The 23197-nt window shown below is 72.7% G+C and carries 22 protein-coding genes; 13 read left to right on the forward strand and 9 right to left on the reverse strand.

Features of this window, described 5'->3' with window-relative positions:
• The first annotated feature begins 8 nt into the window (after window positions 1–8).
• Entirely contained in the window at window positions 9–767 is a 759-nt protein-coding gene (locus ACIBK1_RS15950) for a sugar isomerase domain-containing protein (protein ID WP_396735527.1), read from the forward strand.
• 76 nt (window positions 768–843) lie between these two features.
• On the opposite strand, the gene ACIBK1_RS15955 is transcribed toward ACIBK1_RS15950, so the two are convergent.
• Window positions 844–2235: an aminotransferase class I/II-fold pyridoxal phosphate-dependent enzyme gene (locus ACIBK1_RS15955; protein WP_396735530.1), complete on the reverse strand. Its 1392-nt coding sequence runs from the start codon at window positions 2233–2235 to the stop codon at window positions 844–846.
• A gap of 90 nt (window positions 2236–2325) precedes the next feature.
• Between ACIBK1_RS15955 and ACIBK1_RS15960 the strand changes: the two genes are divergently transcribed.
• The 6 genes from ACIBK1_RS15960 (at window position 2326) to ACIBK1_RS15985 (ending at window position 8427) form a co-directional block, all read left to right on the forward strand.
• Window positions 2326–3561 (forward strand): Tm-1-like ATP-binding domain-containing protein, encoded by a 1236-nt coding sequence (locus ACIBK1_RS15960; RefSeq protein WP_396735533.1) that lies wholly within the window; start codon window positions 2326–2328, stop codon window positions 3559–3561.
• A gap of 1 nt (window position 3562) precedes the next feature.
• Window positions 3563–4393: a phosphoenolpyruvate hydrolase family protein gene (locus ACIBK1_RS15965; protein ID WP_396735536.1), complete on the forward strand. Its 831-nt coding sequence runs from the start codon at window positions 3563–3565 to the stop codon at window positions 4391–4393.
• A 102-nt stretch (window positions 4394–4495) separates the two neighbouring features.
• The gene (locus tag ACIBK1_RS15970) at window positions 4496–5419 is read left to right on the forward strand and encodes a bifunctional MaoC family dehydratase N-terminal/OB-fold nucleic acid binding domain-containing protein (protein WP_363537140.1); all 924 of its coding nucleotides are present in this window, start codon (window positions 4496–4498) and stop codon (window positions 5417–5419) included.
• Window positions 5416–5841 carry a MaoC family dehydratase gene (locus ACIBK1_RS15975; protein ID WP_396735540.1) on the forward strand — a complete coding sequence of 142 codons (426 nt, stop codon included), beginning with the start codon at window positions 5416–5418 and terminating at the stop codon, window positions 5839–5841. The genes ACIBK1_RS15970 and ACIBK1_RS15975 overlap by 4 nt, the downstream gene beginning before the upstream one ends.
• Entirely contained in the window at window positions 5838–7013 is a 1176-nt protein-coding gene (locus tag ACIBK1_RS15980) for a lipid-transfer protein (protein WP_396735543.1), read from the forward strand. Before ACIBK1_RS15975 ends, ACIBK1_RS15980 begins: the two co-directional genes overlap by 4 nt.
• A gap of 112 nt (window positions 7014–7125) precedes the next feature.
• Window positions 7126–8427, forward strand: a complete 1302-nt coding sequence (locus tag ACIBK1_RS15985; protein WP_396735546.1) for a condensation domain-containing protein — start codon at window positions 7126–7128, stop codon at window positions 8425–8427.
• A gap of 50 nt (window positions 8428–8477) precedes the next feature.
• Here the strand turns inward: ACIBK1_RS15985 and ACIBK1_RS15990 are convergent, their stop codons facing one another.
• The 3 genes from ACIBK1_RS15990 to ACIBK1_RS16000 all read right to left on the reverse strand — a co-directional run bounded on the left by ACIBK1_RS15990 (window position 8478) and on the right by ACIBK1_RS16000 (window position 11726).
• Entirely contained in the window at window positions 8478–10217 is a 1740-nt protein-coding gene (locus ACIBK1_RS15990; RefSeq protein ID WP_396735549.1) for an HNH endonuclease signature motif containing protein, read from the reverse strand.
• Window positions 10218–10586, reverse strand: coding sequence for a hypothetical protein (locus tag ACIBK1_RS15995; RefSeq protein WP_396735552.1), 369 nt, complete (start codon window positions 10584–10586; stop codon window positions 10218–10220).
• Between the two features lie 159 nt (window positions 10587–10745).
• The gene (locus ACIBK1_RS16000; protein ID WP_396735555.1) at window positions 10746–11726 is read right to left on the reverse strand and encodes an aldo/keto reductase; all 981 of its coding nucleotides are present in this window, start codon (window positions 11724–11726) and stop codon (window positions 10746–10748) included.
• Window positions 11727–11789: 63 nt separating this feature from the next.
• Between ACIBK1_RS16000 and ACIBK1_RS16005 the strand changes: the two genes are divergently transcribed.
• The 3 genes from ACIBK1_RS16005 (at window position 11790) to ACIBK1_RS16015 (ending at window position 15147) form a co-directional block, all read left to right on the forward strand.
• On the forward strand, window positions 11790–12782 hold the full coding sequence (locus ACIBK1_RS16005) for an ArsR/SmtB family transcription factor (RefSeq protein WP_396735558.1): 993 nt from the start codon (window positions 11790–11792) through the stop codon (window positions 12780–12782).
• A 19-nt stretch (window positions 12783–12801) separates the two neighbouring features.
• Window positions 12802–13374, forward strand: a complete 573-nt coding sequence (locus tag ACIBK1_RS16010; RefSeq protein WP_396735561.1) for a TetR/AcrR family transcriptional regulator — start codon at window positions 12802–12804, stop codon at window positions 13372–13374.
• A gap of 177 nt (window positions 13375–13551) precedes the next feature.
• Window positions 13552–15147 carry a peptide chain release factor 3 gene (locus tag ACIBK1_RS16015; protein ID WP_396735564.1) on the forward strand — a complete coding sequence of 532 codons (1596 nt, stop codon included), beginning with the start codon at window positions 13552–13554 and terminating at the stop codon, window positions 15145–15147.
• Here ACIBK1_RS16015 and ACIBK1_RS16020 read toward each other — a convergent pair.
• The 3 genes from ACIBK1_RS16020 to ACIBK1_RS16030 all read right to left on the reverse strand — a co-directional run bounded on the left by ACIBK1_RS16020 (window position 15137) and on the right by ACIBK1_RS16030 (window position 17711).
• Window positions 15137–16399 (reverse strand): cytochrome P450 family protein, encoded by a 1263-nt coding sequence (locus ACIBK1_RS16020; protein WP_030507984.1) that lies wholly within the window; start codon window positions 16397–16399, stop codon window positions 15137–15139. The two genes, ACIBK1_RS16015 and ACIBK1_RS16020, sit on opposite strands and share 11 nt — an antisense overlap.
• Before the next feature lie 15 nt (window positions 16400–16414).
• A complete protein-coding gene (locus tag ACIBK1_RS16025; protein ID WP_396735567.1) occupies window positions 16415–17152 on the reverse strand; it encodes a TetR/AcrR family transcriptional regulator in 738 nt (245 codons plus the stop codon).
• Window positions 17153–17258: 106 nt separating this feature from the next.
• The gene (locus tag ACIBK1_RS16030; RefSeq protein ID WP_030507986.1) at window positions 17259–17711 is read right to left on the reverse strand and encodes a MarR family winged helix-turn-helix transcriptional regulator; all 453 of its coding nucleotides are present in this window, start codon (window positions 17709–17711) and stop codon (window positions 17259–17261) included.
• Here ACIBK1_RS16030 and ACIBK1_RS16035 point away from each other — a divergent pair, their 5' ends adjacent.
• The 3 genes from ACIBK1_RS16035 (at window position 17712) to ACIBK1_RS16045 (ending at window position 21307) form a co-directional block, all read left to right on the forward strand.
• The gene (locus tag ACIBK1_RS16035; protein WP_030507987.1) at window positions 17712–18818 is read left to right on the forward strand and encodes a substrate-binding domain-containing protein; all 1107 of its coding nucleotides are present in this window, start codon (window positions 17712–17714) and stop codon (window positions 18816–18818) included.
• Between the two features lie 81 nt (window positions 18819–18899).
• Window positions 18900–20300 carry an APC family permease gene (locus tag ACIBK1_RS16040; RefSeq protein WP_036406544.1) on the forward strand — a complete coding sequence of 467 codons (1401 nt, stop codon included), beginning with the start codon at window positions 18900–18902 and terminating at the stop codon, window positions 20298–20300.
• A gap of 5 nt (window positions 20301–20305) precedes the next feature.
• Window positions 20306–21307 (forward strand): acetamidase/formamidase family protein, encoded by a 1002-nt coding sequence (locus tag ACIBK1_RS16045; RefSeq protein ID WP_363535634.1) that lies wholly within the window; start codon window positions 20306–20308, stop codon window positions 21305–21307.
• A 15-nt stretch (window positions 21308–21322) separates the two neighbouring features.
• On the opposite strand, the gene ACIBK1_RS16050 is transcribed toward ACIBK1_RS16045, so the two are convergent.
• Both ACIBK1_RS16050 and ACIBK1_RS16055 read right to left on the reverse strand, forming a co-directional pair.
• Entirely contained in the window at window positions 21323–21928 is a 606-nt protein-coding gene (locus tag ACIBK1_RS16050) for a response regulator transcription factor (protein ID WP_030507990.1), read from the reverse strand.
• Window positions 21925–23115: a sensor histidine kinase gene (locus ACIBK1_RS16055; protein ID WP_396735570.1), complete on the reverse strand. Its 1191-nt coding sequence runs from the start codon at window positions 23113–23115 to the stop codon at window positions 21925–21927. Before ACIBK1_RS16055 ends, ACIBK1_RS16050 begins: the two co-directional genes overlap by 4 nt.
• Window positions 23116–23197 lie beyond the last annotated feature (82 nt).

A 23197-nucleotide genomic window follows, 5' to 3' on the forward strand; every position in this document is an offset into this window, starting at 1 on the left:
GGAACGCCGTGAGTTACACCCGAACCCTGATGACCATCCTTGACCGGCTCGACTCCACGCAGGAGGAGGCGCTGGCGACCGCGGCCGAGCGCTGCGCGGACGCCATCCAGAACGGCGGCCTGATCCACCTGTTCGGCAGCGGCCACTCGGTGATCCCCACCATGGACGCCTTCCCCAGGTACGGCAGCTTCGCGGGCATCCACCCGCTCACCGATCCCCGGCTGATGTGGCACAACGTGCTGGGGCCGGGCGGCGTGCGCGAGCTGCTCTGGCTGGAGCGCACCGAGGGGTACATCAAGCAGTACCTGGACCACGAGCCGCTCGCCTCCGGCGACGTGATGGTGGTCTACAGCCACGGCGGCAGGAACGCGGCGCCCGTCGAGGCGGCCATGTACGCCGCCGAGCGCGGCCTGTTCACCGTCGCGGTCACCTCGGTGGCCAACCTCGAACGCCCGGCCGAGCACTCCAGCGGCCGGCGGATTGCGGAGATCTGCGACGTCACGATCGACACCGGTGTGCCGGTGCAGGACGCCATCATCGAGGTGGACGGCTGGGACCGTCCGACAGGGGGCGCCTCGACGGTGGTGGCCAGCGTGGTCAGCCACGAGATCGTCACCCGTACGGCGGCCGTGCTCGCCGGCCGGGGCGTCGTGGTGCCGACGTTCGTCTCCCCGACCGTGCCCGGGGCCACCGTCTCGTCGAACGACGAGGTGTTCGCCGACCACCAGCGCCGCCTGCACGCCGCCGAGGGCCGCGACCGGCGGTGAGGTGACGCGGTGACGTCTGAGGGCCTGATCGCCGTAGCCGGTGGTCAGGCCCTTCCTCCATGACCGGAGCCGTCGCTCATTCGAGGAGTTCGACCGCGTGCGCGAACTGCTCCAGGGGCTTCCAGAACGGCAGCCGCAGCCGGGTGCGCTGCGCGTTGGAGGGGGAGAAGGCCGGGCCCGCGGTGACCAGCACGCCCCTCCCGCGTGCGCGCTCGGCCAGGGCGACGGCGTCGGTTCCGGTGTCGATCCACAGCGCCGTGCCGCCGCTCGGCGGCGTCCACCGCCACGCCGGCCGCAGTTCCGTCAGAACCGCCGCCGCCTCGGCGAGATGGGCCCGCAGGCGCCGGGCGCGCTCCTGCCGGGCCCGGTCGGCCTGCGCCAGGAGCTCGGCCGTCACCATCTGGTCGATCACCGGCGCGGCCAGGTCCAGTGCCGCCTTGGCCTGTGTCAACCGCGTGATCACCGGACGTTCCGCACGTATCCAACCGACCCGCAACCCGCCCCAGAGCAGCTTCGACGCGGTGCCGATCCGGATCACCAGGCCGGGGTTCGCGGGATCGGGCAGCGGTGGCCGCATCCCGCGGTCGTCGAGGACGAGATCGGCGCAGGATCGGTCTTCGATCGTCAGCACGCCGTGCCTGCCGACGATCCGGCTGAGCCGTTCCCGCTCGGCCGCCGGCAGGCTGATCCCCGTGGGGTTGTGCGCCGCGGGCTGGCAGTAGAGCAGGGCGGCCCGATGGGCGACCCGGTCGAGGTGGTCGAGGTCGAGGCCGTCCTCCCGTACGGGCACTCCGGTCAGCCGCGCCCCGGCCGTACGGAAGGCCTCGATCGCGCCGCGGTAACCCGGCTCCTCGACCAGGACCTCGTCTCCCGGCGCGACCAGGGACGACGCGCACAACCAGACGGCCTGCTGGGAGCCGGAGGTGACGAGGATCTGGTCGGGCCCGGTCGGCAACCCCTGCAGGGTGTACTGCTCGGCCACGACCGCGCGGAGACGAGGCAGCCCCGCCGCGTAGTAGCCGTCGTCCGCGAGATAGACGTCGAGTTCCGGTAGATCGACCGCCGACACGGCGTCCCGCACCAGCGACAGGGCGGGCAGGGCGCCGCTGGAAAGGTCCAGCTCGACGAGGCGGCGGGTGCGGCCGAAGGACGCGAGCCGCCCCTCGACGACGTGATCCCCTCCTGTGATCCGGCCGCCCCGCACGCGTGACCCGGACCCCTGCCGGGACGTCAGCCGCCCCCGCGCGGCCAGCTCCGCGTACGCCTCGGCCACGGTCCCGCGGGACACCCCGAGCGCGGCGGCCAGCGCCCGTTGCGGCGGCAGCGCGGCCCCCTCGACCAGCACGTTGCCGGCGATCAGCTCGGCGAGGGCATCCGCGAGCGCGTGCGGCAGCGGCCCGTCCTCCGCCCGCCACCCGCCGATGAGGCGGGCCAAGGCGGCACTGTCGACATGTTCCGCACGTGCCATGGACCAATTCTGCGTGATTGGCCTGGCCGCTTCGGCCGCGGCCGGACATCCTCGGCCGTACGGGCAGGTCGACGACGACAGGAGGCCGCGGTGGCGACGGTAGTGCTGCTGGGAACGCTGGACACCAAGAGCGAGGAGTACCGCTGGGTCCGTGACCAGCTGAACGAGGCGGGCTGTGAGGTGCTCCTGATCAATGTGGGCACCTTCGCGCACGGGGCGGAGCTCGCCGACATCGGCGCCGACGAGGTGGCGCGGGCGGCGGGCACCGAGCTCGACCTGCTCCGCGACGCCCGCGACCGCGGCGCCGCGATGGACGCGATGGCGACCGGCGCCGCCGTCGTCGTCCGGCGGCTGTTCGAGGAGGGGCGCCTCGACGGCCTTCTCGCGATCGGCGGCTCCAGCGGCTCGTCGGTCGCCGCCCGTGCTCTCCAGGCCCTGCCCGTCGGAGTGCCCAAGCTGCTGGTCTCGACCATGGCCTCGGGTGACGTCGGCCCGTACGTCGGAGACGCCGACGTCACCCTCATGTACTCCGTCGTGGACATCTCCGGCATCAACCGGCTCTCCCGCGCGGTTCTCGGCAACGCCGCCGCCGCGGCGGCCGGGATGGCCCAGCGGTACGCCCGGGTCCGGGACGAGACCGGTGACGAGCGGAAACTCGTCGGGGCCACGATGTTCGGGCTCACCACGCCCGCCGTCGATGAGGCCCGCGAGCACCTGACCTCCCTCGGATACGAAGTCCTGGTCTTCCACGCCACGGGTTCCGGCGGGCGGGCGATGGAGGCCCTCGCCGCCTCCGGGATGCTCGACGGCGTCCTCGACCTGACCACCACGGAGCTGGCCGACGACCTCGTCGGCGGGGTGCTCACCGCCGGCCCCCACCGGCTGGAGGCGGCGGGACGGGCCGGCATCCCGCAGGTGGTCAGCGTGGGCGCACTCGACATGGTCAACTTCGGCCCCCGGGAGACCGTGCCGGACAGGTTCGCGGACCGGAAGTTCCTGGTGCACAACCCCACGGTCACCCTCATGCGGACGACCCGCGACGAGATGGCCGAGCTGGGCGCCAGGATCGGCGACAAGCTCAGCCGCGCCGCCGGGCCGGTGGAGGTCTACCTGCCGCTGAGGGGCGTCTCCGGGATCGACGTCGAAGGAGGGCCGTTCGCCGACCCCGACGCCGACGCCGCCTGCTTCGCCGCGCTCCGCGACGGTCTGAAGGACACCGGCGTCCCCGTCCACGACGTGGACGCCGCCATCAACGATCCGGGCTTCGGCCGGGCCGCGGCCGAAGCCCTGCACCGCCTTATCGGCGCACGCCGGACTGGAGAATGAGATGAACCGCGAGACAGCTCTCGAACGCCTGCGCGCCACCGCCGGGACCGGCCGGCCCATCATCGGCGCGGGCGCCGGCACCGGCCTGTCGGCCAAGGCCGCCGAGGCCGGCGGCGTCGACCTGCTGATCATCTACAACTCGGGCCGCTACCGCATGGCCGGCCGGGGGTCGCTCGCCGGGTTGCTTCCGTACGGCGACGCCAACGCGATCGTCGTCGACATGGCCAGGGAGGTCCTCCCGGTCGTGCGCGACACCCCCGTGCTGGCCGGGGTCTGCGGCACCGACCCCTTCCGTCTCATGGGCCCCTTCCTCGACGAGCTCAAGGCGATGGGCTTCGCGGGCGTGCAGAACTTCCCCACCGTGGGTCTGTACGACGGCAAGTTCCGGCAGAACCTCGAGGAGACCGGGATGGGCTACCGGCTCGAGGTGGACATGATCCGCGAAGCGCACCGGCGTGACCTGCTCACCGCCCCCTACGTCTTCGACGCGGAGCAGGCCGTCGCGATGGCCGAGGCCGGAGCCGACGTCCTCGTGCCCCATGTTGGCTTGACCACCAGCGGCAGCATCGGCGCGGAGACCGCCCTCACCCTCGAAGAGGCGGCCGCCGCGGTGCAGGAGATGCGCGATGCCGCCGTCGCGGTGAACCCCGACGTCATCGTGCTGTGCCACGGCGGCCCCATCGCCGAGCCGGAGGACGCCCAGTTCGTCCTCGATCACACGAATGGGATCGCGGGCTTCTTCGGGGCGTCGTCGATGGAACGCCTTCCCACGGAGAAGGCGATCGCCGCCCAGGCGACCGAGTTCAAGGGCCTGCGGCTGCGCACTGCCTGACCGGCCGCGTGGATGCGGTCTCCCGGTCAGCGGGATTCGCCGGGTCTCCGGCGGGTCCCGCTGACTAACGTCGGGACGGCGGAAGACCGGCGTGGAGGACCGATGACCACCTACGAGGATTTCGCCGGACGGGAGATCCTCCCGCTGTGGGAGGGGCCCGACCCGGTGAACGTGCCCATGATCCGGCACTGGGCCGAGGCGATGGGCGACCGCAACCCGATCTACCGCGACGACGCCGCCGCCCGCGCGACCGGCCGCCCCGGTATCGTCGCGCCCGCGTCGATGATGCAGGCGTGGACGATGCGGGGGTACGCCGCCACCGTGGAGGGCCCGGATGCCGGGGCCGCGGCGGGGGCGCGAGAGCTGGACGCACTGCTGGAGAAGGACGGCTACACCTCGGTGGTGGCGACCGACTCGGAGTTCGAGTTCCACCGCGAGCTGGTGGCCGGCGACCGGGTGAGCGTCCGCGAGGTGGTTGAGTCGATCTCGCCGGAGAAGAGCACCGCGCTTGGCGCCGGCCGGTTCGTGACCACGGTCCGCACCTACACCGACCAGGACGGTGAGGTCGTCGCCGTGCAGCGCTGGCGGCTGCTGCGCTTCAGGCCGAAGGCCGCGCGGGCGCCGCGGCCGCGGCCCGCGGTGAACCGGGACAACGCGTTCTGGTTCGAGGCGGCGCGCGAGCACCGGCTGGTGATCCAGCGCTGCGCGGGGTGCGGGACGCTGCGCCACCCGCCCGGCCCCTGCTGCCCGCACTGCGGCTCGTTCGACTGGGACGCCGCCGAGGCGTCCGGCCGCGGGCAGGTCTACAGCTTCGTGGTCAACCACCACCCCCGCCACCCGGCGTTCGAGTATCCGCTGATCGTCGCGGTCGTGGAGCTCGATGAGGGCACGCGGCTCGTCACCAACCTGGTCGGTGTGGAACCCGGAGAGGTCGAGATCGGCATGCCCGTCGTCCTCGACTGGCTGGACGCCGATCCCGACCTGTCACTTCCGGTGTTCCGCCCGCAGAGCGGGATCGCGGCATGAACGGGCGAACGTACGAGGAGGTGGCGACGGGGGAGGAACTGCCCGCGCTGTCGATCCCGCTGACCCGCACGCTCATCGTGGCGACCGCCATCGCGAGCCGCGACTACCAGGACGTCCACCACGACCCCGGCCTCGCGGTCGAGCGCGGGTCCACGGACATCTTCATGAACATCCTCACCACCAACGGCCTGGTCGACCGGTACGTGACGGAATGGGCGGGCCCGGCCGCCGTGGTCACGGCGATCAGAATCAGGCTCGGCGTGCCCAACTACCCGGGCGACACGATGACGCTGACCGGCACGGTCACCGCCAAGCACGACGAGGACCGCCGGGTCGAGATCGCCGTGCGCGGCGAGAACGGCCTGGGCGCCCACGTCACCGGCACCGTCGCCGTACGGCTTCCGGCGAAGGACGCGACATGAGCGGCTTTTCGGGTGCGGCGGCGATCGCCGGCATCGGCGCCACCGAGTTCTCCAAGGACTCCGGCCGCAGCGAGCTGCGGCTCGCCTGCGAGGCCGTGCTCGCGGCCGTCGCCGACGCCGGCCTGAAGCCGTCCGACGTGGACGGGATGGTGACGTTCACCGCCGACACCAACGCCGAGATCCACATCGCCCGCAGCACCGGCATGCGCGACCTGACGTTCTTCTCGCGCATCCCGCACGGCGGCGGCGCGGCCTGCGGCACCGTCCAGCAGGCGGCGCTGGCCGTCGCGACCGGCGTCGCCGACGTCGTGGTCTGCTACCGGGCCTTCAATGAGCGGTCCGGTGTGCGCTACGGCCTCGGCCAGGCGGACGGCCCGGCCGAGACGGGGGCCGACAGCGCGGCGTACGCGTGGCTCACCCCGTTCGGCCTGTCGACGCCCGCCCAGTGGGTCGCCATGTTCGCCCGCCGCTACATGCACGAGTACGGCGCGACCAGTGAGGACTTCGGCCGGGTGGCGGTGGTGGACCGCAGGCACGCCGCGACCAATCCGGCGGCCTGGTTCTACCGGCGGCCCATCACGCTGGAGGACCACCAGGCGTCGCGCTGGATCGCCGAGCCGCTGCACCTGCTCGACTGCTGCCAGGAGACCGACGGCGGCCAGGCGTTGGTCGTGGTCTCCGCCGAACGGGCGCGCGACCTGCCGCACCCGCCCGCCGTCGTCCTCGGCGCGGCCCAGGGCTCGGGCGACGACCAGCACATGATGACCAGCTACTACCGCCCCCGCATCACCGGCATCCCCGAGATGGGGCTGGTCGGACGGCAGCTGTACGCGCAGAGCGGCCTCGGCCCCGCCGACATGGACGCGGCGATCCTGTACGACCACTTCACGCCGCTGGTGCTGCCGCAACTGGAGGAGCTGGGCTTCTGCGCCCCCGGCGAGGCCAAGGACTTCGTCGCCGGGGGCAACCTGGAGCTCGGCGGGCGGCTGCCGTTCAACACCCACGGCGGCCAGCTCGGCGAGGCGTACCTGCACGGCATGAACGGCATCGCCGAGGCCGTCCGCCTGGTGCGGGGCACCAGCGTCAACCAGCCGGAAGGGGTGCGCAACGTGATCGTGACGGCGGGCACCGGCGTGCCCACCAGCGGCCTGGTCCTCGGAGCCGACGGCTGAACGCCAGTGGTTCACCTGCGGTGAATTATGGAATCTTGACCCGCACGGAGGTGAAACCTAGCCTTCGTTGGAGCGTTTCCACGTTCGCCCGCCCCACTCGTGAAGGAGAGCCATGCGGCTTTCTGTGGACTTCGCCTCCAATCGTTCGGGAACGGCGGAGCTCGCGTGGGGACAGCGGGACATCTGGGAGGCCATCCGAAGGGTGGGACCGGACAGCGCGCACTATTTCAACGTGCCCCGGCTCCTCACCGTCCCGGGCGCGGGCGGCCCGCGCAGCCCCCGGGCCGTGGCGGCCGCCCTGGCGGAGGTGATCGGCCGGCACGACGCTCTGCGATCGCTGGTGCGGCTCGGCGCGGCGGGGCCGTATCAGGAGGTGGCGGCGGCCGGGACTCTGCCGATCGAGACGGTCGAGGTGGCTCGGGGCGCCGCGGACGGCGCCGCGGCGGACCTCGTCGCCCGCTTGGCCGGTCGATCCTTCGGCGACGGGGAGCAGCCGGTGCGCGCCGGTCTCGTGATCTGTGACGGAGCCGCCACTCACGTGGCGCTCGTGCTCAGTCACGCCGTCGCGGACTGGCGCGCGGCCGACGTCGTGGTGCGCGACCTGCGGATGCTGCTGCTCCGCGGGTCGATCGCAGGGCCGCCGCCGTCGCAGCTGCTCGACCTCGTGCGGGATGAGGAGGCGGCGTCGGCCCGTTCGGACCGGGCCATCGCGCAGTGGGAGGCGCTTCTCCGCACGGTGCCGTCCGCCATGTTCCCGGAAACGGTCGGAGCGGGCGCGTCGCCGCGATACGCGCGGGCCGTGCTGTCGTCGCCCCGGCTCAACCACGCCGCCCAGGTGCTCGCCCGCCGCGCCGGCGTCAGCACCGCCACCGTCCTGCTGGTGGCGGTCGCCATGCTGCTGCGCGAGCTGACCGGACACGAGGTCGCCGCGATCACCCCGATCGTGCACAACCGCTTCAGCGACCGGAGCCGGGACCTGGTCACCAGCCTGAACCAGTTGGGGTTGTTCACCCTGGGGCCCTGCGCGAGCCTTCCCGAGACGCTCGTGAGCGCCTATCCGTCGGTTCTCGCGTCCTACCGGCGGGCTCGCTTCGATTCGCTGGCCCTGAACGCGATGATCGACCGGATGAGCGCCGACCGGGGCGTCCCCCTGTTCCCGTCGTGCTGCTTCAACGACCTGCGCCCGGGCGAGGACCCTGCTGGCGCCGGCAGCGCGGATGGGGAGTCGGAGCTGGAGTGGCTCCCCGGCACGGACAAGCGCAGCTGCGACTTCTGCGTGGCACTGATGCGCTGGAAGGGCACGCTCGGGGTGGAGCTGAACGCCGACACCACCCGCCTGCCCGAGGGCGAGATGGCCGCGCTGCTGCACCGGCTGGAGTCCTTCGTGGTCGGCGCGGCTCGGCCGCTCTCGTAGTCGCTCTTGCAGCAGCGCCGACCTTGCGGCGTCCAGCAGCCGGTGCACGCTCACCTGGGCCGGGGCCGTTTGTAGGTGAAGGTCCAGCGGTCGGTGCCGGTTTGGCGGCGGGTGTAGCGGTGGGGGTGCTGGTAGCGGTCGCGGTTGTGGAACTGGCAGGCGGGTCCGAGGAGTTTCAGGTCGGTGAGGCCGCCGGTGCTCCAGTTGTCGGCGTGGTCGATCTGGCACATGGTGGCGGGGAGTGGGCAGCCGTCGATCCAGCAGGTGGCATACCGGGCGAAGACGGCCCTGCGTTGGGCGGGGGTGGCCAAGCGGACCTTGCGGCCCATGTCGAGCACTTGTCCCTCGGCGTCCATGACGAGCCGCACGAGAGTCGAGGTGCGGGCGAGGCGGTGCACGCTGGTGACGGGCAGCATTTGCCCGGTCGCCAGCAACAACCCCGGCACCGTGCCCAACGCCGTCCCCGGCAAAGCCCCCGGCGGCGTCCCGAACAGCGCCCCCGGCGCCGTGCCGGACAGTGCCTCCGGCGGCTCTCCGGCCGACGTGGTGTCCTGCCCACGCGGGTACTCCCTCGCAGGCCGAGGCCCGGCGTGGGTGTGATGCGCGGCGGTGTCCTCGGGAGGAGGATCCGGCTGCGCTGCCTGGGCAGACGCTGTGCCGGAAGGTGCTGCGTTCGAGGGCGCTGTGTTCGAGGGTGTTGTGTTCGAAGGCGCTGCATGTGAAGGCGCTGCGTGCGAGGGCCGGCCGCCGTCTGCAGGCCATGCTGACCCGCGCCGCCTGGCGTGCGTTACCCCGGTCTGTGCCACAGCACGGTCGCGGTCTTCGCCCTCCACGGGCGTGGTGTCGTCGCCCTCGGCAGAGGCGGCGCTCGCGGTGCCAGGCGGCTCGCACTCACCGGCCCGCCGCTCACCAGCCCCGCGCTCACGTGTCTCGCGCTCACGTGTCTCGCGCTCGTCGGGCCCTGGCTGGCGAGCCTCCTCATTGCGGGGACCGGTGGTGGCACGGTCGGCGCTTCCGGCGTGGTCAGGGTCGGCGGCGTGCTCGGTGGTGGCGGCCTCGCCCACGGCAGAGCCGCTGGCGTCGTCGGCAGCGGGGGCAGAGTCGCTGGTGCCTTCGGCGGTGGTGGTGGCCTCGCCGGGGGCAGAGTCGGCAGGGTGGGGGTCGCTGGCGTCGTCAGTGGCGGGGTCGGTGGCGGGGTCGGTGGGGAGGGATTCGGCGTTGACCAGGACCAGGAGTTCGGCGGCGATCTTCTGTTCCAGCAGCGCGATGAAGGCATCGGCCTGGCGCACGCTCAGTGGCCGGTCATCGCCTTCCGTGCGGGGTTTGGCGTAGGCGTCGAGCAGGGCGCGTAGCCGGGCTGCCGCTTCGCGGGGGAGGGAGAACTCCCCTTCCAGGCCGCCGCCCCGGCCGGGACGTACCCGTAGGAACCGCCGCCCGTAGTCGGCCCGCTCATCGCGGTCTTCTCCGTCGGGGTCCAGTACGGCACGCAGGTAGCGGCCGGCTTTGGCGACCTCGGCCGCGCCTGCTTTGGTTGCCAGTTCCAGCAGGATCGGCTCGGCCAGACCGGCGTGCTCGTCGGACAGGTTCGCGGTGGCGGTGCAGATGGCCTCCACCACCCCCGCCGCCAACTGCCCGGCGGCGAACTTCTCCCGCACCCGGGGCAGACGCGCCAGCTCCACCGCCAACGTCAGCAGGCGGCCCGCACCGGCCACGCTCATCCCGGCGGCGGTGCGCAGCCAGCTGCGGGTGGAGGCATGCCCATGCTGCTTGGCCCGCCCCGCGGCATGCACTCATCCCACCCGATCGGCCAGCGCACAGGTGATCCGATCCCGCGCGAACAGCAAATCCTCCGCCTCAGCAAGACAGACACCCGCATCCTCCGGCGTCGGCGTCAACGCCAACGCCAACGCCGACTCCCGCAACGACCCCACCAGCACCCACGACGACCGGCCCCTGTCCCCACCGGCACGGGGCGCGCCGTCGCTCGTGTTCGCGCTCGTGTGCTGCGGCGGGTCGAGGTCGATGATCGGAAAGTGCTCGCGGGCGGATGAGCCGTCGGCAGACCACAACGGCGAGTCGGCGGTCAACCGGTCCCACCAGCCGTCGTCAATGTTATTCGCACGATGAGGGCGATCAGAGTCCGGATCGAACAGATCCATCTCGCCCTCCTCAATCAATTCGAAAACTTGTTTTAATTCTGTCACCCCTCCTCTACGGGTAGCAACTGACCGAGCGGATAAGTTGGAGTTGCAGGCGGGTGACGGTCGTCCGGCCGCCGCCCCCGCGTACGCGGCCGGATGAGACTCACGGGGTGGGGATCACCACGCCCAGGCCTCGGGGCCGGGGCCGCCGTTGCCGACAGGCGGGAACAGCTCGTCCAGCCGAGTCAGGGTCTCGGCGGACAACTCGGTGCGCAGCGCCGTCAGCGGCAGGTCGAGCTGCCCCGGCGTACGCGGCCCGATGACCGGGGCGGTCACTCCGGGCCGCGACAGCAGCCAGGCGAGCGCGACCGTGGTGGGCTCCTCGCCGATGTCGGCGCAGAGCTTCTCGTAGCCCTCGATCGCCGCCCGGTGCGGCTCGACCCGTTCCGGGGCGTGCAGGACGCTGCGGCCGGCCGCGCCTTCGCGCTGCTTGCGCAGCGCCCCGGACAGCGCGCCGAAGTGCAGCGGCGAGTAGGGCAGGATCCCGATCCCCAGCTCGATCGCGGCGGGCAGCACCTCCAGCTCGACGTGCCGGGTGAGCAGGTTGTACTTGCACTGTTCGGAGACCAGGCCGAGGAAGTTCCTCCGGTCGGCCGCGGCCTGCGCGCGGGCGAGGTGCCAGCCGGCGAAATTGGACGACCCGGCGTACCGCACCTTGCCCTGGACCACCAGTGTCTCCATGGCCTGCCAGATCTCCTCCCACGGCGTGTCCCGCTGCACGTGGTGCATCTGGTAGAGGTCGATCCAGTCGGTCCGCAGGCGGCGCAGCGACGCCTCGCAGGCGGCGATGATGTGCCGGGCCGACAGTCCGCCGTCGTTCGGCCAGTCGGTCATCGGCGCGTACACCTTCGTGGCCAGCACGATCCGGTCCCGGTGGCCGGTCTTGCCGAACCACCGGCCGATGAACTGCTCGCTCAGGCCGTCGCCGGTCTCCCGGCCGTACATGTTCGCGGTGTCGACGAAGTTCACGCCGTCGGCGTGCGCCCGGTCGAGGATCGCATGGCTCTCGGCCTCGCCGATCTGCCAGCCGAAGTTCATGGTGCCGAGGCAGATCCGGCTGACGAGGAGACCGGTCCGCCCCAAACGGGTGTATTCCATGTGCCGACCGTAGGAACCGGGGGGCGCTCCCCGTTAACCGTTCGAGCGTGCTCGAATGGACGGGTGATCCGGATCGAGTTCGCCCCCGCCGACCTGCTGCGGCTCAGGTTCGCGCACAGCCCGATGGCGGAGGTCGTGGCCAGTTGCCTCGCGTTGCGCTCCCGCTCGGCGCGCCTGGTCCCAGTGTCCTGGCGGGCTCGGGCCGAGCCGCTGCTGCGAGACCTGACCACGCTCCGTCCGCTGGTCCCGGGGCCCACCGGTTACGTGCCGGACTTCCTCACCCCGGCGCCGTCCATCACCCGCCCGACCCTGGAGCAGGAGCTGCGGGTGGTGGCCGCCACCCCGTCCGACCGGGCCGCGGCCGAGGTGGAACGGGCCTGGGCCGGGCACCGCGCGCCGCCGGAGGTCGAGCGCTTCTCGATCGACCCCGCGGGTGCGCTGGCCGTGACGGTGCGGGAGATCCGGCGCTACTTCTCGGCGGCGATCGCGCCGAGCTGGCCGCGGCTGCGCGCGCTGGCGGAAGGCGAGCTGACCCGCCGCGGGCTGCTCGCGGCGGAGCGGGGGCCGCGGGCGCTGCTCACGGACCTGCACCCGCGCCTCGACTGGGACGGCGGGGCGCTGCGGCTGGCGTACGACAAGGACGGCGAGTTCGGCCTGGACGGGCACCCGCTCACCCTGCTGCCGACCGGATTCACCGGCCCGCACGTGTACACGATGACCGACACACCGTCAGGGCGGGCCCTGTGGTACGCGCCGGGCGGCCACGGCCGGCTGTGGGATCCGCCGGTGCCGGCCGAACCGCCGGAGGCGCTGGCCGCCCTGCTCGGCCCGACCCGCGCGGCCGTGCTCGTCCTGCTGGCCCGACCGTCCAGCACGGGAGAGGTGGCCGCCGCCCTCCGGCTGGCTCCGGCGACCGCCTCGCACCATCTGACCACGCTCAGGGACGCCGGGCTGGTGACCGGCGAACGGGACGGCCGGCGGCTGCGCTACCGGCGCACCGGCCTCGGCGAACAGCTCGCGGGGGAGGACCGGGCGCCGTTGGACAGGAATAAGTAGACCGGTCTAGTGTCGCGGCATGATCCGAAGGAACGACACGCGCGAGCGTGTCCTGCGCACGGCCGCCGGGCTCTTCCAGCGGCAGGGCTACAACGCCACCGGCCTCAACCAGGTGCTGGCGGAGAGCCGGGCGCCCAAGGGCTCGCTGTACTTCCACTTCCCCGACGGCAAGGAGCAACTGGCCGCCGAGGCGGTGGCGGTCGCGGGCGGCGAGCTCGGCGAGCGGATCGCCGCCGCGGTGGCCGCAGCCCCCGGTCCCGCCGAGGCCGTCGCCCGGATCGGCGACCTGCTCGCCCATAACCTGGAGGAGTCGGGATTCCAGGAGGGCTGCCCGGTGGCCACGGTCGCCCTGGAGGCCGCGGGCGACAGCGAACCCATCCGGTCGGCCTGTGACGAGGCGTACGCCTCCTGGCTGCTAGGCCTGGCCGACTATCTGCACGGGCACGGCGTGGACGAGGCCGAGGCGCTCGCCGACCTGGTGCTGTCCTCGCTGCAGGGAGCCCTCCTGCTCGCCCGCGTGCGCCGCGACACCGCCGTCATCCACTCGGTCACGCGACGGATCGGCGGCATGGTCGCCGGCGCCGCCGGGTGAGAGGGTTCCGAGGCACCCAGCCGGCGCGGCCTTCGCTGCCGCGTGCGCCCGCCGATTCGGGGTGGAGCGTCCGGCGCGGTAACCTCAACCGTCCTCATGCTGTTTGGGAGCACGGATGGCCTGCACGCACGACCGCACCACGACGACCCGCGCCCGCGCCGACAGGGGGCTGCGGCGATGAGCACCGCCACGAGTGAGGCGGCCAGGCGCCGCACGTTCGCGGTGATCAGCCACCCGGACGCCGGAAAGTCCACGATGACCGAGGCGCTCGCCCTGCACGCCTCGGCGATCACCCAGGCAGGAGCCGTGCACGGCAAGGCCGGCCGGCGGGGCGTGACGTCCGACTGGATGGAGATGGAGCGGGCCCGCGGCATCTCCATCACCTCGGCCGCGCTGCGCTTCGACTACCGCGGCCACGTGTTCAACCTGGTGGACACTCCCGGCCACGCGGACTTCTCCGAGGACACCTACCGCGTGCTGGCCGCGGTCGACTGCGCGGTCATGCTGCTCGACGCGGCCAAGGGCATGGAGCCGCAGACCATGAAGCTGTTCGAGGTCTGCCGCCACCGCCGCATCCCCGTCATCACGTTCGTGAACAAGTGGGACCGGCCGGGCCGGGAGCCGCTGGAGCTGCTCGACGAGATCGAGGAGCGTACGGGCCTGCGTCCCACGCCGGTCACCTGGCCGATCGGCGGGGCCGGGAACTTCCACGGCGTGGTCGACCGGCTGCGGGGCCGCGCGGTCCGCTACACCCGCACCCCCGGCGGCGCCACCAAGGCGCTGGAGACCGAGCTGACCCCCGAGCAGGCCGCCGCCGAGCTCGGGGCCGACTGGGAACGCGCGGGGGAGGAGGCCGACCTGCTCGCCGCCATCGGCGCCGAGCACGACCAGAAGGCGTTCGAGGCGCACGAGTCCACGCCCGTGCTGTTCGGCGCGGCGCTGTCCAACTTCGGCGTGGCCCGGCTGCTGGACGTGCTCGTCGACCTCGCTCCCGCCCCGGCGCCCCGGCCCGACGTCGAGGGCACGGTCCGGCCGCTGGACGCGCCGTTCTCCGGCCTGGTCTTCAAGGTGCAGGCGAACATGGACCCCGCCCACCGCGACCGCATCGCGTTCGTCCGGGTCTGCTCCGGCCGGTTCGAGCGGGGCATGGTGCTCACCCACGCCGCCACCGGCCGCCCCTTCGCCACCAAGTACGCCCAGTCGGTGTTCGGCCAGGAGCGCGCCACCATCGACGAGGCGTACCCGGGAGACGTGGTCGGGCTGGTGAACGCCACCGCCCTGCGGCCCGGGGACACCCTCTACGAGGGGAAGCCGGTGGAGTTCCCGCCCATCCCCAGCTTCGCCCCCGAGCATTTCGCGGTGGCCCGGTCCCGGAGCACCGCCAAGGCCAAGCAGTTCCGCCGCGGCATCGACCAGCTCGACGGCGAGGGCGTGATCCAGGTGCTCCGCTCCGACCTGCGCGGCGACCAGGCCCCCGTGCTCGCGGCGGTCGGGCCCATGCAGTTCGAGGTCGTGGAGCAACGCCTGGCCACCGAGTTCGGCGCGGAGATCGTCCTCGACCGGCTGGAGTACAGCCTCGCCCTCCGCACCGACGCCGAGTCCGCGGAGGTGCTGCGGCGCCAGCGCGGCGCGGAGGTGCTGACCCGCAGCCGCGACCAGGCGCTGCTCGCCGTGTTCGCCGACCAGTGGCGCATGCGCTCCATCCAGCGTGAGCACGAGGGTCTGACCCTCGAACCGCTGATCGCCGGCCAGGGCCTTCCCGTCACGCCTTGAGGCGTACGGGAAGGCGGGCCAGGCGCCAGGAGAAGGGGAGGAACTGCCGGTCGAGGTCCCGCGGCGCGACGGCCGGTTCGAGCCCGGGATAGCGGCGCAGCAGGGCGCCGAAGGCCACCTCGCCCTCCTGGCGGGCGAGGGCCGCGCCCAGGCAGTAGTGCAGGCCGTGGCCGAAGCCGACGTGGACCTCCTTGTGCCCGTCGGGCTCCCGGGTGATGTCCAGACGGTCGGGGTCGTCGAAGCGCCGGGGGTCGTAGTTCGCCGAGACCAGCACCGCCATCACCGGCTCGCCCCGGCGCACGGTCATGCCGTCGAACTCGACGTCCTCGGCGGCGTACCGGATGCGGGTGCCCTGGACGGGCCCGCACCAGCGCATCAGCTCGTGCACGGCGCGCGGCAGCAGTGCCGGGTCGGCCCGCAGCGCGGCGAGCTGGTCCGGGTGGGTCAGCAGGGCGGCGGTGCCGTTGCCGATGAGATGGGCCGTGGTCTCGTGCCCGGCGAGGACGAGCGTGAGGACCATGGTGACCATCTCGGTGTCGGTCAGCCGGTCGCCGTCCTCGTCGTGGGCGCGGATCAGGCCGGTCAGCAGGTCGCCGGCCGGCTCGGCCCGGCGGCGGGCGATGAGCTCCCGGATGTAGGTCACCATGTGCCGCAGCGGCTCGGCCATCGCTCCCGGCTGGAGCGAGACCAGGCTCCTGCCCCACTCCCGCCACAGCGGTCGGTCCTCCTCGGGGATGCCGACCAGCTCGCAGATGACGGTGATCGGCAGGGGATAGGCGAAGTGCTCGATCAGGTCGGCGACGCCGTCCTCGGCGTGGCCGGGCAGCCGGTCGAGGAGGTCCTCGGCGATCTCCTCCACCCGGGGCCGCAGCTCGGCCACACGGCGGGCGGTGAAGGCGCGCGAGACCAGCCGGCGCAGCCGGAGGTGGTCGTCGCCGTCGGAGTCGAGGACGCTGTCCAGGATGTACGCGGCGTACTCGCGGGGAATGCCCCGCGCCTCGATGAGCTGCTCGCGGATGTTGTGCACGTTCGCCCCCGGCACGTTCGCCGGGTTGTTGACGAACCGGCGGTCGCTCAGCACGGTCTTGACGTCGTCGTACCGCGTGACGAGCCAGACCGGGGAGTCCAGGCCGGGGAAGGAGCCGCGCACCATCGGGGCCTGCTCCCGCAGACGCGAGTAGCCCGCGAACGGATCGCGCACCAGGTCCGCGTCGAACAGGTTGACGGGTCCTGCCGTGCTGGAAGTGCTCATGCCTGCCTCCACGTGTCAGGTGCGTCTGTGCCGCTGGATCTCCTGGTTGAGCCGGTCCAGCAGGCGCTGGTAGATCTCGTTCACTCGCGGCGCCGCCGCCCGGACGCTCTCGGACCGTCCCGGAAACTCGAAGGCCGAGCGGACGACGTGGGCGATCATGTCCGCGTTGTCGTCGAGGGCGGGCACGGTGGACGGCGACAGAGGCTCGATCGTGACGAAGCCGGTCAGGATCGACTCGTACGCGTGGACCTGGAGTGCCGGGGACTGCTCGGTGCGGACCAGGCCGTGCTCGCGCAGCACCTCGACGTGCGCCAGGAGCGTGCGGTCGCGCACGTTGAGCAGGCCGGGCAGGTTCTCGGCGGCGCTCCTGCTCAGCGTGCCGAGGGTGTCGCCGTCGCCGAGGAGCGTCGCCCGGAAGACCGGCTCCTCGTGCATCCACAGGTACACCGACCTGGCCACGCTGCTGAGCAGGACCGCGGCGGGATCGGCGCGCACGCCGAGGGTGAAGCGCTCGATGATCCGCGCCTCGGCGCGGATCAGCACCGCGAGGAAGAGGAGCTCCTTGGTGCTGAAATGCAGGTAAACCGTGCCCTTGCCGACGCCCGCCCGCCGGGCCACGTCCTCGACCGTGACGCGCGGGTATCCCCAGGACACCAGGAGCTCGCCCGCGGCGTCGAGGATGCGCTCGGCCCGCCGCTCGCGGTCCCGCCGGGTGGAGGCGGGTTCCGCCGGTCGGGAGTCGAGATCCGTCATCGCGCCCCCTCCGCCGCGGCCGTGACCGAGATGACGATTCCGGTCACACAGTCGAACGTACGCCGCGAGAGGCGGCCGGGCAAGGCTGAATCCCGCCCACCCCGGCTCAGGCCTCCAGGGAGGCCAGCAGCGACTCCAGGTCGCGCATCAGCCGCTCGGTGCGGGCCGGGCCGTACGCCGCGAGGATCGACCGCTGGTGCTCGGCGATGCCCGCCTCCAGGCGGGCGAGCAGATCGCGGCCGCGATCGGCGAGGAAGACCGCGACCTTGCGGCGGTCGGCCGGGTCGTGCCCCCGGTAGACCACCGCGCGTTCCACCAGCCGGTCCACCGCCTTGGTCAGCGTGGGGTGGGGCATCAGCGCGGCCTCGGCCAGGTCGCCCATCGAGTGCCCGCGCCCGTCCGCGAGCGCCTGCAGGATGCGCCACTGCTCGACGGTCACGTCCTCGGCGGCCAGCACGGCGGCCAGCCCGCGATTGACGCCGCGCTCGGCGCGGCTCAGCAGATAGGCGAGCGACGACCCGAGGCCGGTCACCTGTTCGACGGGGGGATACTCGTGCATGTGGCCGATCCTGTCACAGTCGTCATCGACTCCTATGAGGCCCATCTGCTGCCCGCGGACACGCTCCGCGTCGCGCTGGTGGTGCCGGTCTCCGGCGTGCTCGGCCTGCTCGGGCCGGGAGCGATCAACTGTGCCGTGCTCGCCGCCCGGGAGGTCAACGCCGCCGGGGGTGTGCTGGGCAGGCCGGTCGAACTCGTGCTCGTGGACGGGGGCCGCGGCCCGGCCGCGGTCGCCTCGGAGGTGCGGGGCCTGGTGCGCTCCGGCGTCGTCGAGGCGGTGGTCGGCACCCACGCCAGCGACGTGCGCGTCGCGGTCGAACAGGAGCTGGGCGGCGCGGCCCCCTTCGTCTACACCCCGCCGTACGAGGGCGGCGCCCGCCGTCCGGGCGTGTACTACCTCGGCGAGCCCGCCTCGCTGCAGGTCGCCCCGGCGATCGACTGGCTGGTCGGGCACCGGCGGGCCCGGCGCTGGTTCCTGCTCGGCAACGACTACGTCTGGCCGCGCCTGGTGCACGCCGCGGCCCGCGGCCACCTGCGCGCCAGGTCCGCGACGGTCGTGGGGGAGCGGCTCGTCCCGCCAGGGACCGCCGCGACGGACCGGCTGCTGGAGGAGGTGGCCGCGGCGCGGCCGGACGCCGTGCTGCTCACCCTCATCGGCAGCGACCTGATCGGGTTCAACCGGGCCTTCGCCACCAGCGGCCTCGGGTGCGCGCGGCTGTGTGGCGCGCTGGAGGAGCACGGGCTGCTCGCCGCCGGCGGCGACACGACCGGTGGGCTCTACGCCGCGATGGGGTACTTCGGCGGCATCGCCACCGACGCCAACCTCTCCCTGGCCGAGCGCTACACGGCCATGTTCGGCCCGGATGCGCCGCTGCTGAACGGGCACGGGCACGGCTGCTACGAGGGCGTGCTCATGCTGGCCGCCCTGGCACGGCGCGCGGGCACCCTGGCGGTGCCGGCCGTCGAGGCGGTCGCCGACGGCACGACGATCGTCTCCGGACGCGGCCCGCTCACGCTGGTCGCGGGCCGGGTGCGCCAGCGGGTGTACCTCGCCCGGGCGGACGGGCTGGACTTCGAGGTCGTCACGCCGCTGATGTACCCGATGTAAAACTTCCACCGGAAATCTTTTCGTTTTCAAGGATTGCCCCTATCGTACGGCTCTGCCCCCGTGCGTTTTAGGAGCGGATCCATGTCGTCCCCACAGTCAGAGGCGCCCGGCGTCGAGCGCTTCGGTTACCAGCAGGAGCTGCGGCGCTCGCTCGGCTTCGCCGACCTGCTCATCTACGGCTTGATCTTCATGGTGCCGATCGCGCCGTTCGGCATCTTCGGCAGCGTCTTCCAGTCGTCCGGCGGGATGGTGGCGCTGGCCTACGTCATCGGCATGGTCGCGATGGCGTTCACCGCCCTGTCGTACGCCCAGATGGCCCGCGCGTTCCCGATGGCGGGCTCGGTCTACACGTACGCGGGCCGGGGCATCGCCGCCCCGGTCGGCTTCCTCGCCGGCTGGGTGATCCTGCTCGACTACGTGCTCGTGCCGTCGCTGCTGTACCTCGTGGCGAGCGCGGCCATGACGTCGTTCGTGCCCGGCGTGCCGATCTGGGTGTGGCTGATCGCCTTCATCGTGCTCAACACGGTGGTCAACTACCTCGGCATCGAGATGACCGCCCGGATGAACAAGATCATGCTGGTCGCCGAGCTGATCGTGCTGGCGATCTTCCTGATCGTCGGGATCGTCGCTCTGGCGCAGGGCAAGGGCCACGGCGCCGCGCTCAGCCCGCTGTTCGACTCCTCCACGTTCTCCTGGCCGCTGGCGTTCGGCGCCGTGTCCGTGGCGGTGCTGTCGTTCCTCGGCTTCGACGGCATCTCGATGCTCGCCGAGGAGAGCCGCGAGAGCAGCCGCCGCCTCGGCCGGTCGATGGTCTTCGCCCTCGCCCTGGCCGGCGCGCTGTTCGTCGTGCAGACCTGGGTGGCGGCGCTGCTCACCCCCGACCGCGCCACGCTGCTCAGCGAGGGCGACCCGGCCGGCACCGCGTTCTACGACACCGCCGAGTACGCCGGAGGCCACTGGCTGAGCGTGCTGACGGCCGTCGCCACCGCCGTCGCCTGGGGCTTCGCCAACTCCCTCGTCGCCCAGGCGGCCACCTCCCGCCTGCTGTTCGCGATGGCCCGCGACCGCCAGCTCCCGGCGTTCCTCGGCAAGGTGCACCCCAAGCACAAGGTGCCGGTCAACGCCACGTTCCTGGTGGCCGGGGTGTCCCTGGTCCTCGGCCTGTACATGAGCTCGCGCGACGACGGCATCACGCTGCTCGGCACGCTGGTCAACTTCGGCGCCATGACCGCGTTCCTCGCCCTGCACGTCTCGGTCGTCGTCCACTACGTCGTCCGCAACCGCAGCCGTGACTGGTGGCGGCACCTCGTGGCCCCCGCGATCGGCTTCCTGATCCTGCTCTACGTCGTGATCAACGCCAGCATCGCCGCCCAGGTGCTCGGCTTCGTCTGGCTGGCGATCGGCGTTGTCATCCTCGCCGGCTCCTACATGATGGGCCGGCGCCCCACCCTGTCCGCCGTCACCCCGGAGGCCAACGAGTGAACATCGTGTCCTACCGTCCCCGTCCCGACGACCTGGCGTACACCTTCGGCGGCCGTCCGGCCGTCGAGTCCGTCGCGCCCGGCGCGGTGCTGGAGCTGTACACCGAGGACTGCTTCGGCGGCCGGGTGCGCGGCCCCGGCGACCTCCCGTCGCAGGTCTGCGAGTTCCCGTATCTGAATCCGGTCACCGGCCCGTTCCACGTCGAGGGGGCCGAGCCCGGCGACACCCTGGCCCTCCACTTCGTCTCCATCGAGCCCGCCCGCGACTGGGCGGTCTCCACGACGTTCCCGCACTTCGGCGCGCTGACGAGCACGCACACCACCGCCACGCTCCAGCCGCCGCTGGAGGAGGCCGTGTGGACGTACGAGGTGGACGCCGCGCGGCGGACCGTGCGCTACCGCGCCCGGCGGGGCGACTTCGCCGTCGAGATGCCGCTCGACCCGATGCACGGGACCGTGGGCGTCGCCCCGGCCGCCGCCGAGGCGCGGATGACCATCACCCCGGACGCACACGGCGGAAACATGGACACCCCCGAGCTGCGCGCCGGGGTCACCGTCTACCTGGGCGTCAACGTGCCGGGCGCGTTGTTCGCGATCGGCGACGGCCACTGCCGCCAGGGCCACGGCGAGGTCTGCGGCACGGCCGTCGAGGCCGCGATGAACACCGTCGTCGCCGTCGAGCTGATCAAGGGCGCCGTCACGCCGTGGCCCCGGCTGGAGGACGACCGCCACATCATGTCGACCGGCTCGGCCCGGCCACTGGAGGACGCCTACCGCATCAGCCAGCACGACCTCGTCACCTGGGCCGCGTCCCTCACCGGCCTCGACGAGCTGGACGCCTACCAGCTCGTCAGCCAGGGCGGGGAGGCCCCGGTCGGCAACGTCTGCGACACCAACTACACGATGGTGGCCAAGCTGCCCAAGGCGTACCTGGGCGGCCCGGACGTGTACGGCTCCGCGCACGCGCGCCTGCGCGCCCTCGGGGAGGAGTACCTGTCCACCCGCTGAGGGGTCGTCGAGGGGTTACAGCCAGCCGTTGTGGCGGGCGACCCGGACGGCCTCCATGCGGTTGCGGGTGCCGGTCTTGGTGATGCACGCGGACAGGTGGTTGCGTACGGTGCTCTCCGACAGGTAGAGGCGGCGGGAGATGTCGGCGGCGGCCGAGCCGTCCGCGGCGGCGGCGAGCACCTCGCGCTCGCGCGGCGTCAGGGGGTTCGGCCCGGCGCTGAGGGCGGCCGTGGCCAGGGCGGGATCGACCACGACCTCGCCCGCGAGCACGCGCCTGATCGCCTGGGCCAGTTCGCCGACGGGCCGGTCCTTGACCACGAAGCCCCTGGCGCCCGCGTCGAGCGCCCGGCGCAGATAACCGGGCCGTCCGAACGTCGTGACGATGACCACCACGCACTCCGGAAGGGCGGCCCGCAGGTCCGCGGCCGCGTCGAGACCGCTGCCGCCGGGCATCTCGATGTCGAGCAGGGCCACGTCGGGCTTGACCCGCAGCGCGGTGGGAACGATCTCGCCCGCCGCCGAGACCTGCGCGACGACCTCGAAGTCGTCCTCCAGGTCGAGCAGCACGGTGAGCGCGTCGCGCATCATCGTCTGGTCCTCGGCGATCAGCACACGGGTCACAGGCCGTCCTTCCGGTCGTCGTCATCGTCCACGCCCGCGTGCGGGATCTCGGCGGTGAGGACGAACCCCCGCGGCCCGCGGACGGCGGTCAGGCGCCCGCCCGCGGCGGTCAGGCGCTCACGCAGCCCGCGCAGGCCGCTGCCGTCCTCCTCACCGGCCACAGCGCCGGTCCCGTCGTCGCCGATCTCCACCAGGACCGGGTCGCGGTCGCGGCGCAGCGTGATGACGCAGCGCCGGGCGCCGGAGTGCCGCACGACGTTCGTGACCCCCTCCCGGACGACCCAGCTCAGCAGCATGTCGGTCTCCCGCGACAGCGCGGGCCCCGACTCCTTCACCACGCAGTCGACGCCGGCCGAGGCCAGGGCCGCCCTGGCGCTGTCGAGCTCGGAGGCGAGGCTCGCGTCCCGGTAACCCGTGACCGCCTCACGCACCTCGGTCAGCGCCTGACGCCCGATGGCCTCGATGTCCGCGGCGTGCCGCATGGCCGCCTCCGTGTCGCGTGGGGCCAGCCGCCGTACGGCCTCGGCCTTGACGACCACCATCGAGAGCGTGTGGCCGAGCAGGTCGTGCAGGTCACGAGAGAAGCGCAGGCGCTCGGCCGAGACGGCGGCGACGGCGAGCGCCTCCCGGGTCCGGCCGAGCTCCTCGATCACCTCGCCCATCCGGCGGAAGCCGTACGTCGTGATCCCCGCGAGGAAGGTGGTCAGCGCGGCGCCCCACAGCGCTTCGCCGAACGAGCCGTGCACCGGGACGATCGTGGCCAGCACGGCCGTGACGGCGACGAGCGGGGGCGCCGCACGGACCGGGAGCACGAGCGCCACGGCCACGGAGAGCAGAGAGAACAGCGTCTGCCATCCGTCCGTCCTGTAGGCCAGGGCCGCCGTGACCGTGACCGCCGCGAGCAGCGCGACGAACGCCACCGTCAGGGGCCGTACGCCCGGGCGATCCCGGCGGGCGGTCAGCACGGTTCCCACGAACGACAGCCCCGCGGCGGCGACCAGGGACCAGGCGGGCCAGGTCGGCACCGCCGACGCCGCGGTCGCGGCCGGCGCGATCAGCAGCAGGACGGTCAGCCCGAACGCCGGGACGAGCAACCGGCGAGGCAGCCGCACGGGCCGCAGCAGGGAAGGGCGCGGCGGGGCAGACTCGGGTTCGCGCTCCTCCGCCCGCTCCGCCGCTTCCGTCATGGCCGCCATTATGGTCAACTTCCGGCCCGGGAGGGCAGGGCGGGATGTCGCCTTGAGAGCAGTACGAATCACCCGGGTCTTC

It is taken from the genome of Microbispora rosea (assembly GCF_044460045.1).
GTDB classification, from domain to species: domain Bacteria; phylum Actinomycetota; class Actinomycetes; order Streptosporangiales; family Streptosporangiaceae; genus Microbispora; species Microbispora rosea.